15 protein-coding genes are annotated in these 14765 nt (G+C 68.2%); 11 read left to right on the top strand and 4 right to left on the bottom strand.

The features are described 5' to 3' along the window. Nucleotides 1-46 precede the first annotated feature (46 nt). Nucleotides 47-1816 carry an acyl-CoA carboxylase subunit beta gene (locus tag JT689_RS03875; RefSeq protein WP_205251578.1) on the top strand — a complete coding sequence of 590 codons (1770 nt, stop codon included), beginning with the start codon at nucleotides 47-49 and terminating at the stop codon, nucleotides 1814-1816. Between the two features lie 18 nt (nucleotides 1817-1834). On the opposite strand, the gene JT689_RS03880 is transcribed toward JT689_RS03875, so the two are convergent. Further along, nucleotides 1835-2266, bottom strand: a complete 432-nt coding sequence (locus JT689_RS03880) for a DoxX family protein (RefSeq protein WP_205251579.1) — start codon at nucleotides 2264-2266, stop codon at nucleotides 1835-1837. A gap of 4 nt (nucleotides 2267-2270) precedes the next feature. Continuing rightward, a complete protein-coding gene (locus JT689_RS03885) occupies nucleotides 2271-2744 on the bottom strand; it encodes a MaoC family dehydratase (protein ID WP_010902425.1) in 474 nt (157 codons plus the stop codon). A gap of 73 nt (nucleotides 2745-2817) precedes the next feature. Here JT689_RS03885 and JT689_RS03890 point away from each other — a divergent pair, with 73 nt between their 5' ends. Beyond that, nucleotides 2818-3654: a CoA ester lyase gene (locus JT689_RS03890; protein WP_205251580.1), complete on the top strand. Its 837-nt coding sequence runs from the start codon at nucleotides 2818-2820 to the stop codon at nucleotides 3652-3654. 69 nt (nucleotides 3655-3723) lie between these two features. Beyond that, nucleotides 3724-4977 carry an NADP-specific glutamate dehydrogenase GdhA1 gene (gene gdhA1 / locus JT689_RS03895; protein WP_205251581.1) on the top strand — a complete coding sequence of 418 codons (1254 nt, stop codon included), beginning with the start codon at nucleotides 3724-3726 and terminating at the stop codon, nucleotides 4975-4977. Nucleotides 4978-5100: 123 nt separating this feature from the next. On the opposite strand, the gene JT689_RS03900 is transcribed toward gdhA1, so the two are convergent. Together JT689_RS03900 and ribH are read right to left on the bottom strand one after the other, a co-directional pair. Next, nucleotides 5101-6243 carry a pyridoxal phosphate-dependent aminotransferase gene (locus JT689_RS03900; protein WP_205251582.1) on the bottom strand — a complete coding sequence of 381 codons (1143 nt, stop codon included), beginning with the start codon at nucleotides 6241-6243 and terminating at the stop codon, nucleotides 5101-5103. Next, the gene (gene ribH, locus JT689_RS03905; RefSeq protein ID WP_010902429.1) at nucleotides 6240-6641 is read right to left on the bottom strand and encodes a 6,7-dimethyl-8-ribityllumazine synthase; all 402 of its coding nucleotides are present in this window, start codon (nucleotides 6639-6641) and stop codon (nucleotides 6240-6242) included. The genes JT689_RS03900 and ribH overlap by 4 nt, the downstream gene beginning before the upstream one ends. 96 nt (nucleotides 6642-6737) lie before the next feature. Between ribH and JT689_RS03910 the strand changes: the two genes are divergently transcribed. The 8 genes from JT689_RS03910 to JT689_RS03945 all read left to right on the top strand — a co-directional run bounded on the left by JT689_RS03910 (nucleotide 6738) and on the right by JT689_RS03945 (nucleotide 14747). Continuing rightward, nucleotides 6738-8483 (top strand): flippase activity-associated protein Agl23, encoded by a 1746-nt coding sequence (locus JT689_RS03910; protein ID WP_229373398.1) that lies wholly within the window; start codon nucleotides 6738-6740, stop codon nucleotides 8481-8483. A gap of 66 nt (nucleotides 8484-8549) precedes the next feature. Further along, nucleotides 8550-9704, top strand: coding sequence for a 5-(carboxyamino)imidazole ribonucleotide synthase (locus JT689_RS03915; protein WP_345944594.1), 1155 nt, complete (start codon nucleotides 8550-8552; stop codon nucleotides 9702-9704). Beyond that, complete coding sequence (gene purE / locus JT689_RS03920) at nucleotides 9701-10312, top strand: 5-(carboxyamino)imidazole ribonucleotide mutase (RefSeq protein WP_010902432.1); 612 nt, start codon at nucleotides 9701-9703, stop codon at nucleotides 10310-10312. The genes JT689_RS03915 and purE overlap by 4 nt, the downstream gene beginning before the upstream one ends. 125 nt (nucleotides 10313-10437) lie before the next feature. Next, the gene (locus JT689_RS03925; protein WP_010902433.1) at nucleotides 10438-10848 is read left to right on the top strand and encodes an NADH-quinone oxidoreductase subunit A; all 411 of its coding nucleotides are present in this window, start codon (nucleotides 10438-10440) and stop codon (nucleotides 10846-10848) included. Continuing rightward, entirely contained in the window at nucleotides 10841-11548 is a 708-nt protein-coding gene (locus JT689_RS03930; RefSeq protein WP_010902434.1) for an NADH-quinone oxidoreductase subunit B, read from the top strand. The genes JT689_RS03925 and JT689_RS03930 overlap by 8 nt, the downstream gene beginning before the upstream one ends. Continuing rightward, nucleotides 11545-13233, top strand: a complete 1689-nt coding sequence (locus tag JT689_RS03935) for an NADH-quinone oxidoreductase subunit D (RefSeq protein WP_010902435.1) — start codon at nucleotides 11545-11547, stop codon at nucleotides 13231-13233. Before JT689_RS03930 ends, JT689_RS03935 begins: the two co-directional genes overlap by 4 nt. Next, on the top strand, nucleotides 13234-14289 hold the full coding sequence (locus JT689_RS03940; protein ID WP_012289200.1) for an NADH-quinone oxidoreductase subunit H: 1056 nt from the start codon (nucleotides 13234-13236) through the stop codon (nucleotides 14287-14289). Then, entirely contained in the window at nucleotides 14286-14747 is a 462-nt protein-coding gene (locus JT689_RS03945) for an NADH-quinone oxidoreductase subunit I (RefSeq protein WP_010902437.1), read from the top strand. The genes JT689_RS03940 and JT689_RS03945 overlap by 4 nt, the downstream gene beginning before the upstream one ends. Nucleotides 14748-14765: the final 18 nt, after the last annotated feature.

The following is a 14765-nucleotide window of genomic DNA, read 5'->3' on the forward strand; positions in this document are numbered from 1 at the left end:
GTCAGAAGAGAAAACGGTATGGGGGAGCCTCCTGTCACCGATGATCATGAAAGTACGAATCGGCGTCGGTGCGACGGACGCGGAGGCCAGCGCGGTCGCGGCCGCACTCGCGGCACACGTCAGCGACGACGTTGCGGTGTATCTGGGCGACGCCGACGAGCCGGCAGCAGTCCACGAACCCGCCTCCCCTGCCGACGACAGCGCCGACGCCGACGACCTCGGGCCGACTGAACGCGAGGAGGTGCTCCGCGAGGAGATCGCGGACATCCTCGACGGCGGCCCCGAGAAGTACAAACAGCGCCTGCCCGAGCAGGACAAACTGTTCGTCCGCGACCGCCTCGCCCTCTGGTTCGGCGACGACGACGACGGCGACGACGATCTCCTCTTCGAGGACGGCAGGTTCGCGCATTTCGACGGCTGGCATCCCAACAGCCCCGATGTCGACGAGGCAGACGACGGCACTCGGGTCCCGGCCGACGGGCTCATCACGGGCGCGGCGGATTTCGACGGCCGGGACCTCCACTTCATGGCCAACGACTTCACCGTGAAAGCGGGGTCGATGGCCGAGCGCGGCGTCGAGAAGTTCCTCCGCATGCAGCAGCGCGCGCTCAAGACCGGCAAACCCGTGCTGTACCTGATGGACTCCTCGGGAGGGCGCATCGACCAGCAGTCGGGGTTCTTCGCGAACCGCGAAGGCATCGGCAAATACTACTTCAATCACTCCCGGCTCTCCGGCCGCGTCCCCCAGATCTGCGTGCTGTACGGCCCCTGTATCGCCGGGGCAGCGTACACGCCGGTGTTCGCGGACTTCACGATCATGGTCGAGGGGATGTCCGCGATGGCCATCGCCAGCCCCCGGATGGTGGAGATGGTGACCGGCGAGCAGATCGAGATGCAGGACCTCGGCGGCCCGCAGGTGCACGCCGAGCAGTCCGGCAGCGCCGACCTGGTCGCCCGCGACGAGGACCACGCCCGCGAGCTGGTCGCGGACCTCGTGCAGTACCTCCCCGACAACAGCGACGAGAAACCGCCCAGTCAGCCGGCGAAGCCGCCAGCGAAGCCGCCCAAGGGCATCGACGGCCTGATCCCGGAGGCACCGAACCGCGCCTACGACATGCACGACCTCATCGACCGCGTGGTCGATCAGGACTCCTTTTTCGAGTTGCGGCCCGAGTACGGTGCCGAGATCCTGACGGGGTACGCGCGCATCGACGGCCGCACGGTCGGCATCGTCGCGAACCAGCCCGCCCAGCGCGCCGGCGCGATCTTCCCGGACGCCGCCGAGAAGGCCGCGGAGTTCGTCTGGAAGTCCGACGCCTACAACATCCCGTTGCTGTACCTCTGTGACACGCCCGGCTTCATGCCGGGGTCGTCCGTCGAGAAAGACGCCATCCTGGAGAAGGGCAAGAAGATGATCTACGCCACCAGCGAGGCCACCGTCCCGAAGCAGTCCGTCGTGGTGCGGAAGGCCTACGGCGCCGGCATCTACGCGATGTCCGGGCCCGCCTACGACCCCGAGTCCACCATCGCACTCCCATCCGGCGAGATCGGGATCATGGGGCCCGAAGCCGCGATCAACGCCGTCTACGCGAACAAGCTCGACGCCATCGACGACCCCGAGGAGCGCAAACAGCGCGAGCAGGAGCTCCGCGAGGCGTACCGCGAGGACATCGACGCCCACCGGATGGCCTCCGAGACGGTCATCGACGAGATCGTGCCGCCCTCCGAACTCCGGACTGAACTCTCGAACCGGTTCAGCTTCTACGAGGACGTGGACAAAGACCGCCCGTCGAAGAAACACGGCACCATCCTGTAGTCGGCACTGTCCGGCCGCCTACTCGCCTCGAAGTGCGCCCACGAGCACCGCCAGCGCAAGCCCGGTCAGCCCCACGTCACGGGCGACCACGTCCCCGAACAGCCCCGTGTCGACCCAGACGACAACGAGGTACACGGTCGTCACGGCGAGCGAGCCGGCCGCGACGAGCGCCGCGAACGCCGTACAGCGGTCCGCGAGGAGGAGCGCGGCGAACCCGAGTTCGAGGTAGCCGTTCGCCAGCATGAACGCCGTCGGGGAGACGACGAGCAGGGGGGCCAGCCAGTCCGTGACGTAGACGGTCCAGCCCGCGGGGTCGATGAGTTTGTGCGCGCCCGCCGCGACGAGCATGAGGCCCAGTCCCACGCGGGCGAGCGTCGCCGGTGCGGGTGCGCGCTCGGCGAGGCTGCTCGCGCGGCCGCCGAGCGCGTCGACGCGGTCGCGTGCAGTCACGGGTTCAGTCCCCGGTCGCGTCGTGTGCGCGCTTCAGCGAGAGGACGGTGCGCTCGAACTCGCAGACCAGCGGTTCGTCCTCGCGGTTGACGGCGAACACCTCGACGCGCATCGTGACGACGCCGCGCTCGCCGTCGCTGGTCTCGCGCTTGTCGGTGACCGTCGACTGCACTCGGATGGTGTCGCCGTGGAACACCGGCGCCGGGTGCTCCACGTCGTCGTAGGAGAGGTTCGCGACGATGGTGCCGTCGGTCGTTTCGGGGATGGTGATGCCGACGGCAAGGCTCATCGTGTAGAGGCCGTTGACGATGCGCTCGCCGAACTGCGTCTCGGACGCGAACGCGGCGTCCAGATGCAGCGGCTGCTGGTTCATCGTCATGTCACAGAACTCCTGGTTGTCCGCCTCCGAGACCGTGCGCCGGGTGGCGTGCTCGATTGTCTCCCCGACCTCGAAGCCCTCGTAGTAGCGGCCTGTCATGCCCGGGAGGTGGACGCCACCCGCCAAAGTCGCTCCGGAAACGTACAAGATGGGGGCCGCCGTCGTCGTGCACATGACCCGACGCAGCGTGCTGTTCTCGCCGGGCGACCAGCCCAGCCTGATGCGGAAGGCACCGACCACGGGGGCCGATGTGGTGGTTTTCGACCTCGAAGACGCCGTCGCGCCAGCCCGCAAAGGCGACGCGCGGCGCGCGGTCAGCGACCTGCTCACGGCCGCCGACTTCGACCCCGACTGTGAGGTCTGTGTGCGCGTCAACCCCGTCGGATCGGGCGCGGGCGACGACGTGGACGCGGTCCTCTCGGGGGGCGGCTTCGATTCGGTGGTGGTCCCGAAGGTGACCGACGCCGACGACGTGGCGACCGTCGACAGCCTGCTCGCCGAGCACGACGCCACATCGCCGGTGCTCGCGCTCGTGGAGTCGGCGGCGGGCGTGCTGAACGCCCACGAGATCGCAGCCGCAGGCCCCACGGACGCGCTGGTGTTCGGTGCCGAAGACCTCTCCGCGGACATCGGGGCCACCCGGACGGACGAGGGGACGGAGGTGTTGTACGCCCGCGAGCGCGTCGTGCTCGCGGCGAGCGCGGCGGACGTGGACGCCATCGACACCGTTCACACTGCCATCGAGGACCCCAGTGCCGTCGCCGCCGACGCGCGGTTCGCGGCCGACCTGGGGTTCGACGGGAAGCTGGCGATTCACCCGGCGCAGGTCGACCCGATCAACGACGCGTACACGCCCACCGAGGCCGACACCGCGTGGGCGACCCGCGTGCTCGACGCCGCAGCCGACTCCGACGCGGGGGTGTTCCGCGTGGACGGCGAGATGATCGACGCGCCGCTCATCGCGCAGGCCGAACGAATCATGCGACGGGCGCGGGCCGCGGACAACTGATTGGGCGCTGACGCTTCCGGCGGGGATGATCCGTCATGCTTATTCGTTGAGTTTGAAAGTGGCTTAGATATGCCGGAAGCCAACCCATTCGAGAGCCTGCAGGAACAGCTCGACGACGCCGGCGAGTTCCTCGATGTCAACGCGGACGTTCTCGAACGCCTGAAACACCCGGAGCGCGTCCTCGAAACGACGCTCTCCGTGGAGATGGACGACGGGACGATTGAGACGTTCAAAGCCTTCCGTTCGCAGTTCAACGGGGACCGCGGCCCCTACAAGGGCGGCATTCGCTACCACCCGGGCGTCACCCGCGACGAGGTGAAAGCGCTCTCGGGATGGATGGTGTACAAGACCGCCGTCGCAGACATCCCGTACGGCGGCGGGAAGGGCGGGATCATCCTCGACCCAGAGGAGTACTCCGACAGCGAGCTCGAACGCATCACACGCGCGTTCGCCACGGAACTCCGCCCGTTCATCGGCGAGGACAAAGACGTGCCCGCACCCGACGTGAACACGGGCCAGCGCGAGATGAACTGGATCAAAGACACCTACGAAACCCTCGAAGACACCACCGCGCCCGGTGTCATCACGGGGAAGGCGCTTGAGAACGGCGGCAGCGAGGGCCGAGTGAACGCCACCGGGCGCTCCACGATGTTCGCCGCCCGCGAGGTGTTCGACTACCTCGACCGGGACCTCAGTGACGCCACCGTCGCCGTCCAAGGCTACGGCAACGCCGGCAGCGTCGCCGCGAAGCTCATCGCCGACCAGGGCGCCGACGTGGTCGCCGTCTCGGACTCCTCGGGCGCGGTCCACAACCCCGACGGGCTGGACACGCGCGCGGTCAAAGCATTCAAAACGGAGACCGGCAGCGTCTCCGGCTACGAGGGCGCCACCGAGGAGCTCTCGAACGAGGCCCTGCTCACGATGGACGTCGATCTCCTCGTGCCCGCGGCGCTAGAAAACGCCATCGACGAGGACCTCGCCCACGATGTCGACGCCGACGTCGTCGTCGAGGCGGCCAACGGCCCGCTCACCCCCGACGCCGACGACGTGCTCACCGAGCGCGGCGTCACCGTCGTCCCGGACATCCTCGCGAACGCGGGCGGCGTCACCGTCTCGTACTTCGAGTGGGTGCAGAACCGCCAGCGCTTCCAGTGGACCGAGGACCGCGTCAACGAGGAGCTTGAGGCCATCATCACGGACGCCTTCGACGCGATGACCGACGCCCACGAGGACGCCGGCACGCCGAACCTCCGCACCGCCGCCTACGTGGTCGCCGTCCAGCGCGTCGTCGACGCCTACAAGGGCAGCGGCAGCTGGCCCTGAGAACGGCCGTAACTACCCGCTTCGTCCGCGGCGTCCCTGTCCGTGTCCGGCGCGCTTCCGGGTGTCGCATAACTGGGCCGGCGACCGGAGCGACGCCGACACCCGGGCGCACAGCGGCGGCCGCTACAGGTAGCCTTCGGCCGCGAGCCGATCGACTGCCGCTTCGAGGCGGTCGGTGCTCGCCGCGTAGGAGAGTCGCGCGTAGCCGGGCGCGCCGAACGCCGATCCGGGCACGGTTGCGACGTGGGCGTCTTTGAGCGCGTCTTGGCACCACGCCTGGTCGTCGTCGGCGACCGGGAGCATCAGGTAGAACGCGCCGTCGGGCGTCGAAACGTCCGTGCCGTGCTCGGCGAACAGGTCCACGAGCAGGTCCCGCCGCGATTCGAAGGCGGCGACCATCTCGTCGATGGCGTCGTCGGTGTGCCGGATGGCTTCGACGCCGGCGCGCTGGATGAAGTTCGCGGCCGACGAGACGGAGTGTGACTGCACCTTCCCGGCCTGATCGACGAGCGCCTCGGGGCCGGCGAGGTAGCCGAGTCGCCACCCGGTCATCGAGTACGCCTTCGAGAACCCGTTGATCGTGACCGTGCGCTCGAACATTCCATCGAGGCCCGCGAGGCTCACGTGCGCCGGGCCGTAGTTGACGCGCTGGTAGATCTCGTCGGAGATCACCGTGATGTCGTGGTCGACGGCGAGATCCCGAACGCCCTCCATGGCCGCCCGCGAGTACACCGCACCCGTCGGGTTGCTCGGGGAGTTCACCACCAGCAACTCGGTGTCGTCGGAGACCGCGTCCGCGAGGTCGTCGAGTGCCGGCTCCAACCGGAAGTCGTGGGGCGCGAGGTCGACGCGGTTCAGCTCGCCGCCCGCGAGCTTCGCCATCGCCTCGTAGGACACCCACGCCGGGTCCAGCAACGCGACCTCGTCGCCCTCGTCGACGACCGCCTGAAACGTCTCGTAGAGCGCCTGCTTCGCGCCCGGGGTCACGATGACGTTGCCCGCCTCGTAGTCGAGGCCGTCGCCCTGCAGCTTCTCCGCGATCGCGTCCCGGAGTTCGGGCACGCCGTTGGACGGCGCGTAGCCGGTGTGGCCGGCGTCCATCGCCGCCTTCCCGGCGTCCACGATGTTCTCCGGCGTGTCGAAGTCGGGTTCGCCCACGGACAGATCGACCACGTCGACGCCGTCGGCTTCCAGTTCGCTCGCGAGAGTGCTCACCGCGAGGGTTGCGCTCGGTTCAACGCTCGTGACTCTGGTGCTGAAGTTCATAGTTCCTGGGTCAGACTGACCGCGCTTTCGACCGCCGCCGCGCCTTTCTCCACACGCTCTCGGGCTTCCGCGCCGGACATGCCGGGGCCGGACACGCCGAACGTCACGGGCGTGTCGCGTTCGAGGCTCACGTCGGTGAGCGTGTCGGCGGTCGCGCTGGCGATCACGTGATCGTGGTCCGTGTCGCCGGTGACGATCGCGCCGACGACCGCCACGGCGTCGATGTCGTCGCGGCGCGCGAGCCGGTCGGCCGCCAGCGGCGAATCGTACGCCCCCGGCACGTGTACCGTGTCCGTGATCGCCGCGTCGGCGTCGGCGGCCGCCTCCCGCGCCGCCGCCTCCATCCGTTCGGTGACGCTGCGGTTGAACTCCGCAACCACCAGCCCGAGCCGTGTCATACCAGTCCTATCTTCGGGCGTGGACTAATGCCTACCGCTCCCGCCCTCCAGCAACACGCAACACTTGTATGCGCGCCGATCCGTCCCACGGACAACATGGACTCGACGGGACGCGACCGCCGTGTCGTGGTTGCCGGCGCGGTCGCCGCCGTGGTTGCGGGTGCGCTCGCCGCGCGCCTCGCCGGGCTGGGCGCGCGGCCGTTCCACGCCGACGAGGCGCGCGTCGGGTACTGGATCCTCGACTACCACGCGACCGGCGCGTGGTCGTATCGGCCGATCGTTCACGGGCCGTTCCTGTTCCACGTCAACGACGCGCTGTTCGGTCTGTTCGGGGCGTCAGACGCGGTCGCGCGCGCCCCGGTGGCGGTCGTCGGCGGGCTCCTGCCCGGCGTCGCGTGGCTGTTCCGGGGGCGACTCGACGACACCGAGGTCATCGCGCTCGCCGGCCTGCTCGCGTTCACCCCCACGTTGGTGTACTACTCGCGGTTCATGCGCAGCGACGTGCTCGTGGCGGCGTTCAGCCTCGCCGCGGTCGGGTTCGCGGTCCGCGCCCACGACACCGGACGCCGCTGGCTGCTCCCGGTCACCGCGGGGTGGCTCGCGCTCGCGCTCACGGCTAAGGAGAACGCGCTCGTCTACGCCGCCATGTTCGCGGGGGCGGGCGCGCTCGTCGCGGATCGCCGGCTGCTCACCGCCAATCCCCGGGGGCTGTCCTGGACGCAGTCGCTGCAGGCCGGTGTCACACGGGCCGCCCGCGGATTCTGGGCGTGGCGGCGCACGCTCGCGGCGTCCGCGGTGGTTGCGGGTGCCGTGTTCGTCGCGTTCTACACTCCTCGGCCGGTCGCGGGCGGACTCGGCGCTACTCCCACCCGGCTTCCGTCCGCCGTCGCCGCCGGGTCCGCCGACGCCGCCCATGCCCTCTGGCAGACGTGGGTCGTCGACGGGGTCGACCGCGACCACAGCTACATCGCGTACCTGGTGGCCGCCGTGCGCACGCTGGCCACGACCGCCGTCGTGGTCGCGGGGGGTGGCGTGCTCGGGTTCCTCGCGGAGCGGTACGCCGCCGACACTCCCCGGCCGCTCGTGCTGTTCGCGGGCTACTGGGGGCTCGCCTCGGTCATCGTGTACCCCGCGATCACGACCGTGGCGGGCGCGTGGTCGGTGACCCACGCGGTGGTGCCGCTCGCGATCCCGGCGGCCGTCGGCATCGCCGCCGTCGTCCGCACGGGACACAGCGCGGTTGCGTCCCGGGACACGGTGAGCGCCGCGCTCGCGGGCCTGGTGTTGCTGGCCGCCGTCGCACAGGTCGGCGTGGTGGCGGCCGAAACCAGCTACGTGACGCCACAGGCCGGCGACAACCCGCTGGTGCAGCCCGGCCAACCGACCAGCGACATGCATCCGGGCCTGGAATCGGCGGCGTCGGTGCTGGGGCCGTCGACCCGCGGTGACCCGGCGGCCGAGCGCGGTGCCGGTGTCGTGTACGTCGGCGACCAGTTCGCCGTCTCGTCGCCGTTCGACCGCGGAGACCCCGCACGCGTTGCGGGCACGTCGTGGTTCGACCGCCTCCCGCTGCCGTGGTATCTCGAGCGCGCCAACGCCACCGTCACGTCGACGCCCCGCCCCGACGCGGTCGTGTCGTGTGACGCGGCCGCCGGCACCGCCTCGCTCTGTGACGCGCCCGTGGTGATCGCGCCCGCCACCCACTACGACGAACTCGCACCCACGCTCGGTGACCGCGGCTACGACAGCGTCACCTACGAACTCGACGCCGATGGGCCGATCATCGTGGTGTTCGTGGACACGACAGCGCCCGGATACGAACCGCCAACGCCCAACAAGTAACCAGGTTCGTGTATACTTCTCGGTCCAACTGGGCAATTCTTATGCAGGTGTAGGTGGGAGGTGTCGGTGATGACACGCGTGCCCGGTTCCACGATCGGCGTCGTGGGTGGCGGCCAACTCGGCCGGATGCTGGCCGACGCCGCCAGCCCGCTCGGCGTCGACGTGATCGTCCTCGACCCGACGCCGGACTGCCCCGCCTCACAGCCCGCAGCCGACCACATCCGCGCCGACTTCGACGACCCCGATGGCGTCCGGGAACTCGCCGCGCGCGCGGACGTGCTCACCTACGAGATCGAACTCGCGGACCCCGACGTGCTGGCCGACGCCGCCGGGGCACACGAGGTGGCGGTCCACCCCTCACCCGAGACCCTGCGCACGATCCAGGACAAACTCGTGCAGAACCGCGCGCTCGCCGACGCCGACATCCCCGTGCCGGCGTTCCGCGCGGTCGACGACGCGGCCGACCTGCGCGCGGCCTTCGAGGAGCTCGGCGCGCCGCTGATGTTGAAACGCCGCACCGGCGGGTACGACGGCAGCGGGAACGCCCCCGTGGACTCCGTCGCCGACGCCCGCGCGGAGTTCGACGGCGACCTCGGCGGGTTCGTCGCCGAGGAACTCGTCGACTTCGAGCGCGAACTCTCGGTCATCGCCGCCCGCGGCGACGCCGAGACGGCCACGTTCCCGGTCGCCGAAAACCTCCACGAGGCGGAGATCCTCCGGGAATCGGTCGTCCCGGCGCGCACCAGCCCAGCCGTCCGCGAGGACGCCACCGGTGTCGCCGCGGACGTGCTCGACGCCCTCGACGGCCGCGGCGTCTTCGGCGTCGAACTCTTCGCCGTCGACGGGCGCGTGCTCGTCAACGAGATCGCACCCCGCCCCCACAACTCCGGCCACTACACCATCGAGGGGTGTCGGACCTCCCAGTTCGAACAGTGCATCCGCGCCGTCCTCGGGCTCCCGCTGGGGGACACGACGCTCCGCGAACCGACCGTCATGGCGAACCTCATCGGCGACCCGGATGTCGATCCACATCCGGCGACGATCGCCGGCGTCCCGGCCGCGTTCCGCGACGCCGGCGTGGCGCTGCACTGGTACGGGAAACGACAGCTCCGCCCGCACCGGAAGATGGCCCACGTCACCGTCAGCGGCGGCGACGACCGCCTGGCGAGAGCGCGCGCCGCCCGCGATGCCGTCTCGTTCACCGACACCCACCACTCATGACAACCGTCTCAGATCTCATCGACCTGTTCGAGACCGAAGCAGCAGCCGACCATCCGCCCGACGAAACGCCCGACGTCGGCGTCATCATGGGCAGCGACAGCGACCTGGACGTGATGGCGGGCGCACACGACGCGCTCACCGACCTCGGGTTCACCGAGCTCACCGACTACGACGACCCGCCGACCGGATACACGTTCGAATCCTGGGTCGTCTCCGCCCACCGGACGCCGACACTCATGGACGCGTACGCGCGCACGGCCGCCGCCCGGGGACTGGACGTCATCATCGCCGGCGCGGGCGGGAAATCAGCCGACCTCCCGAACATGACCGCGTCGCTCGCCTACCCCATTCCGGTCGTTGGGGTGCCCGTCCAGGAGAAATCCGTCCCATCAGTGATCGGCATGCCGACCGGCGCGCCGATCACGGCCGTCGACGCCGGGAAATCCTACAACGCCGGCCTCGCTGCCGCCCAGTTCCTCGCCACCGACGACCCCACGCTCGCCGACCGACTGCGCGACCTCCAGGCCGCCCGCCAGGAGGGGGTCGCCGATGTCTCGGCGCGCCTCCACAGCCAGGGAACCGACAGCCTTCGCAGCCCCCAGAACTAACCGCGCCACCCCGACTGCGGCTAGGGGCCTGAAACTCCGGATAACGCGTTCCTCTGCCCGTAAGGCCATAAATCAACGTTTATGAGTGTGCGGTTCAAACTCCCAGCCGTCACGGAGATAATCCTATGAATCCATGGATCGCCATCGGTATGCTGGCGCTCGTATCCGTTCTCATCCCCGCAGGGATGCTGAGCGTCTCGTCACTGATCCGGCCCAGCGTATCCGAGCAGGGAAAACGAGCCACGTACGAGAGCGCGGAGGTGCCGACCGGGAACGCGCGACTCCAGTTCAACACGCAGTACTACATGGTCGCGTTGCTGTTCCTCGTCTTCGACATCGAAACCGTGCTCATCTTCCCGTGGACCGTCATCTACCGCGACGCGCTCGCGATGGACGGGATCGGCCTAACGAACGTGCTTGCGCCGATGCTCGTCTTCATCGGTATTCTCGTCGTCGGCCTCGCATGGGCCTGGCGCAAGGGCGTCGTGCAGTGGATGCGGACCCCGGCACACGAACAAAGGACCACACATGAGTAGTGACCAACCAAGAGACAGTATCACCGACACGAGTGACCCGTTGACATCGACTCGTGACGCCCGCATGGGGGATGGCGTCGACGATCGATTCAACTCCCGGCTCCGCGAGGCGTTCGGCTCCACGCCGTTCATCCTCACGAAGTTCGACAAGTTCATGAACTGGGTCCGGGGATCGAGCATGTTCATGCTGCAGTTCGGGATCGCCTGTTGCAGCATCGAAATGATGCACACGTACTCGGTCAAACACGACCTCGACCGCTTCCACGCGGGGGTCCCCCGGGCATCCCCGCGGCAGGCTGACGTGATGATCGTGCCCGGCACTATCGTCTCGAAGTTCGCGCCGCGCATGAAGCGCGTCTACGACCAGATGCCCGAGCCGAAGTTCGTCGTGAACATGGGCAACTGTTCGACGTCCGGCGGCCCGTTCCAGGAGGGGTACAACGTCGTCAAGGGCGCCGAGGAAGTCATCCCCGTGGACATCCACATCCCCGGGTGCCCGCCGCGCCCGGAAGCGCTCGTCTACGGCGTCGCGAAACTCCAGGAACGCATCGCCAACGGCGAATCGTCGCCGGTCACGGTCAAGCCATACGAACTCGAAGAGTTCGGCGACCTCGAACGCGACGAGATCGTCGACAAGCTCGCCGCCGACATCGACGAGGAGTCGCTCGTCATGCGGTACAACTGGGCTGATTCACCATGAGCACACAGCAAGAAGACGACACGCCGGACGTCGACGACGCCGCTCCGGCGACGCCGGCATCCGGCAGTCCCGCAGCGCTCGAGGCGCTCATCGAGGACCACGTCCTCGAACGCGAGGACCACCTCAACGCGCCCGGGTTCGTCATCCGCGCCGACGCCGTCCAGGACGTGCTGTCGACGCTCAAAACGGAGGCCGGGTTCGACCACCTGTCCTGTGTCACCGCCGAAGAGCACGAGGACCGCTTCGAGAGCATCTATCACCTCCGGAAGTACGACGACCCCACACAGGAGGTCTCGATCATCGTGCCCACCAGCCGGGACAACCCCGTCAGCGAGACGGCGGAGCCCGTCTTCCGCACCGCCGACTGGCACGAACGCGAGGCCTACGACCTCGTGGGCGTCGAGTACGACGACCACCCGAACCTCGAACGCATCCTGCTGCCGGACACCTGGCAGGGCCACCCCCTGGGGTTGGACTACAACCAGAACAAACCCCAGATCGTCACCTTCGACGAGCACAAGAACCCACTGGAGGGCCACGAGCAGGCCGCCGATGACTCGGACACGATGTTCCTCAACATCGGCCCACACCACCCCGCAACACACGGTGTGCTCCACGTCGAAACCGTCCTCGACGGCGAGCAGGTCGCGGACGTCAACCCCGACATCGGCTACCTCCACCGCTGCGAGGAGCAGATGGCACAGAAGGGGACGTACCGCCACCAGATCATGCCGTATCCGGACCGCTGGGACTACGGCCCGGGCGGCATCCTGAACGAGTGGGCGTACGCCCGCACCGCCGAAGACCTCGCGGACATCGACGTCCCCGAGTACGCGCAGATCCTGCGCACCATGGGCGGCGAGCTGTGCCGCATCGCGTGCCACATGCTCGCGCTGGGGACGTTCTGTCTGGACATTTACGGCGACTTCACCGCCATCTTCATGTACGCGATGCGGGACCGCGAAGTCGTCCAGAACATCCTCGAAGACCTCACGGGCCAGCGGATGATGCTCAACTACCTCCGCCTCGGCGGCGTGGTCTGGGACATCCCCGAGCCCCGCGCGGAGTTCTTCGAGAGCGTCCGGGACTTCCTCGACGAGCTGCCCGAGCGCCTCGACGAGTACAGCGACCTCATCACCAGCAACGAGATCTTCCAGGCGCGAACAGTCAACACCGGTGTTCTCGACTACGAGACCGCCAAAGACTACGGCGTGACCGGCCCGGTGGCTCGCGGCTCCGGCGTCGACTACGACGTTCGCCGCGACGACCCCTACGGCTACTACCCCGAACTCGACTGGGACGTCGTCACCGAGGACGGCGGCGACAACTACTCGCGGCTGCTCGTGCGCATGGAGGAAGTCGAGCAGTCGGCCCGCATCATCGAGCAGTGCGTCGACCTGCTGGAGGGCTGGCCCGAGGACGAACGCGACATCCAAGCCAACGTCCCGCGCACGCTCAAGCCCGAGGCGGGCACCGAGACCTACCGGACCGTCGAGGGCGCCAAAGGCGAGCTCGGCGTCTACATCCGCGCCGACGGCACCGAGAAGCCCGGCCGGTTCAAGATCCGCAGCCCGTGTTTCTCGAACCTCTCCGCGCTCAAGGAGATGTCCACCGGGGAGTACATCCCCGACCTCGTTGCGACCCTCGGCAGCCTCGACGTGATCCTTGGGGAGGTGGACAGATAGATGGCCACGCAGACACCCCTGCCGGACATCATCTCGGACCTCCTCGGTGTCGGCGGGTTCCTCGGGGACGCGGTTTCGATGCTGGTCGCCGCCGCGCTCGTCGGCACCATCATGCTCACGATGACCGCGTTCGCCGGCCCGTGGGCCAAGCGGAAGATCACCGCGGCGTTCACCGACCGCATCTCGGTCAACCGCGTCGGCCCGTGGGGGCTCGGAACGATCGTCGTCGACTCCGTGCGCCTGCTCTCGAAGGAGCTGGTGATCCCGGAGGGCGTCGACCGGCCCGCCTACGACCTCGCACCGATCGTGCTCGCGGGGTCGGCGCTGTTCGCGTTCGCCGTCATCCCGATGGGCAACGGCATCCAGCTTGCCGACCCCGAAGTCGGACTCGTGTTCGTGTTCGCCATCGCGTCGATCGCGAGCCTGGGGCTGATCATGGGCGGTTACGCGTCGAACAACAAGTACAGCCTGCTCGGCGGCCTGCGCGCCGTCGCGCAAAACATCGCGTACGAGATCCCGCTCGTGCTCACTGCGGCGTCAGTCGTGTTGTTCACGGGGACCCTGCAGCTCAGCGAGATCGTCGCCATCCAACAGAACACCACGCTTGCGACCATCGCCGGCGTCCGCATCCCGGCGTGGTTCGCGTTCGTGAACCCGTTCGCGTTCGTGCTGTTCGTCGTGGCGAACCTCGCTGAAGTCGGCCGCAACCCCTTCGACACGCCGGAAGCACCGACCGAGATCGTCGCCGGCTACCAGACGGAGTACTCGTCGGCGTACTTCGTGCTGTTCTACCTCGGCGAGTTCATCCACATCTTCCTGGGCGGTGCGATCATCGCAACGCTGTTCCTCGGCGGCCCTGGCGGGCCGTTCCTGCCCGGGTTCGTCTGGTTCACGATCAAGATCTGGGCCGTGTACTTCTTCACGCAGTGGTGCCGGTCCGCGATCCCACGCGTGCGGATCGACCAGCTCATCGGCATCGGCTGGAAGGGACTGCTCGTGTTGTCGTTCGCGAACCTCGTGCTCACCGCGACTGCACTCGGGGTGACTGGACTATGATAGGCCTCCTCAAATCGATGGCGACGACGATGAAACACGCGCTCAGCGGTGATACGTTCACCGTCGAGTATCCCGAGGAAGCGCCCGAAGTGTCGGCGCGCTTCCGCGGCGTCCACAAGTTCAGCCAGGAACGCTGCATTTGGTGTCGGCAATGCGAGAACGTCTGTCCGAACGACACCATCCAGATCGTGACGGACAACCAGCGCAACGGCGAACAGTACAACCTCCACGTCGGCCAGTGCATCTACTGCCGGCTGTGTGAGGAAGTCTGTCCCGTGGACGCCATCCTGCTCACGGAGAACTTCGAGTTCACTGGGGACACGAAACACGATCTCGTGTTCAACAAAGAGCAGCTGAAAAACGTACCGTGGTACAACGATATCGACCCGGTTGCCTCGCGCGAACCCGACCGCGGCGCCTGGATCGGTGACGGCGAGGGCGAAGTCGACTACCAGTAGACGAGCGTCTCGAAACCT

It is taken from the genome of Halobacterium sp. GSL-19, from assembly GCF_016917855.1.
Classification (GTDB): Archaea; Halobacteriota; Halobacteria; order Halobacteriales; family Halobacteriaceae; genus Halobacterium; species Halobacterium salinarum.

What these genes read in the sequence shown, in the direction of transcription:
- JT689_RS03885 (WP_010902425.1), bottom strand. Translation starts at nt 2,744, where the DNA reads ATGACAGGCCGCTACTACGAGGGCTTCGAGGTCGGGGAGACAATCGAG.
- JT689_RS03925 (WP_010902433.1), top strand. Translation starts at nt 10,438, where the DNA reads ATGAATCCATGGATCGCCATCGGTATGCTGGCGCTCGTATCCGTTCTC.
- gdhA1 (WP_205251581.1), top strand. Translation starts at nt 3,724, where the DNA reads ATGCCGGAAGCCAACCCATTCGAGAGCCTGCAGGAACAGCTCGACGAC.
- JT689_RS03900 (WP_205251582.1), bottom strand. Translation starts at nt 6,243, where the DNA reads ATGAACTTCAGCACCAGAGTCACGAGCGTTGAACCGAGCGCAACCCTC.
- JT689_RS03890 (WP_205251580.1), top strand. Translation starts at nt 2,818, where the DNA reads ATGACCCGACGCAGCGTGCTGTTCTCGCCGGGCGACCAGCCCAGCCTG.
- JT689_RS03945 (WP_010902437.1), top strand. Translation starts at nt 14,286, where the DNA reads ATGATAGGCCTCCTCAAATCGATGGCGACGACGATGAAACACGCGCTC.
- JT689_RS03875 (WP_205251578.1), top strand. Translation starts at nt 47, where the DNA reads ATGAAAGTACGAATCGGCGTCGGTGCGACGGACGCGGAGGCCAGCGCG.
- JT689_RS03910 (WP_229373398.1), top strand. Translation starts at nt 6,738, where the DNA reads ATGGACTCGACGGGACGCGACCGCCGTGTCGTGGTTGCCGGCGCGGTC.
- ribH (WP_010902429.1), bottom strand. Translation starts at nt 6,641, where the DNA reads ATGACACGGCTCGGGCTGGTGGTTGCGGAGTTCAACCGCAGCGTCACC.
- JT689_RS03940 (WP_012289200.1), top strand. Translation starts at nt 13,234, where the DNA reads ATGGCCACGCAGACACCCCTGCCGGACATCATCTCGGACCTCCTCGGT.
- purE (WP_010902432.1), top strand. Translation starts at nt 9,701, where the DNA reads ATGACAACCGTCTCAGATCTCATCGACCTGTTCGAGACCGAAGCAGCA.
- JT689_RS03930 (WP_010902434.1), top strand. Translation starts at nt 10,841, where the DNA reads ATGAGTAGTGACCAACCAAGAGACAGTATCACCGACACGAGTGACCCG.
- JT689_RS03935 (WP_010902435.1), top strand. Translation starts at nt 11,545, where the DNA reads ATGAGCACACAGCAAGAAGACGACACGCCGGACGTCGACGACGCCGCT.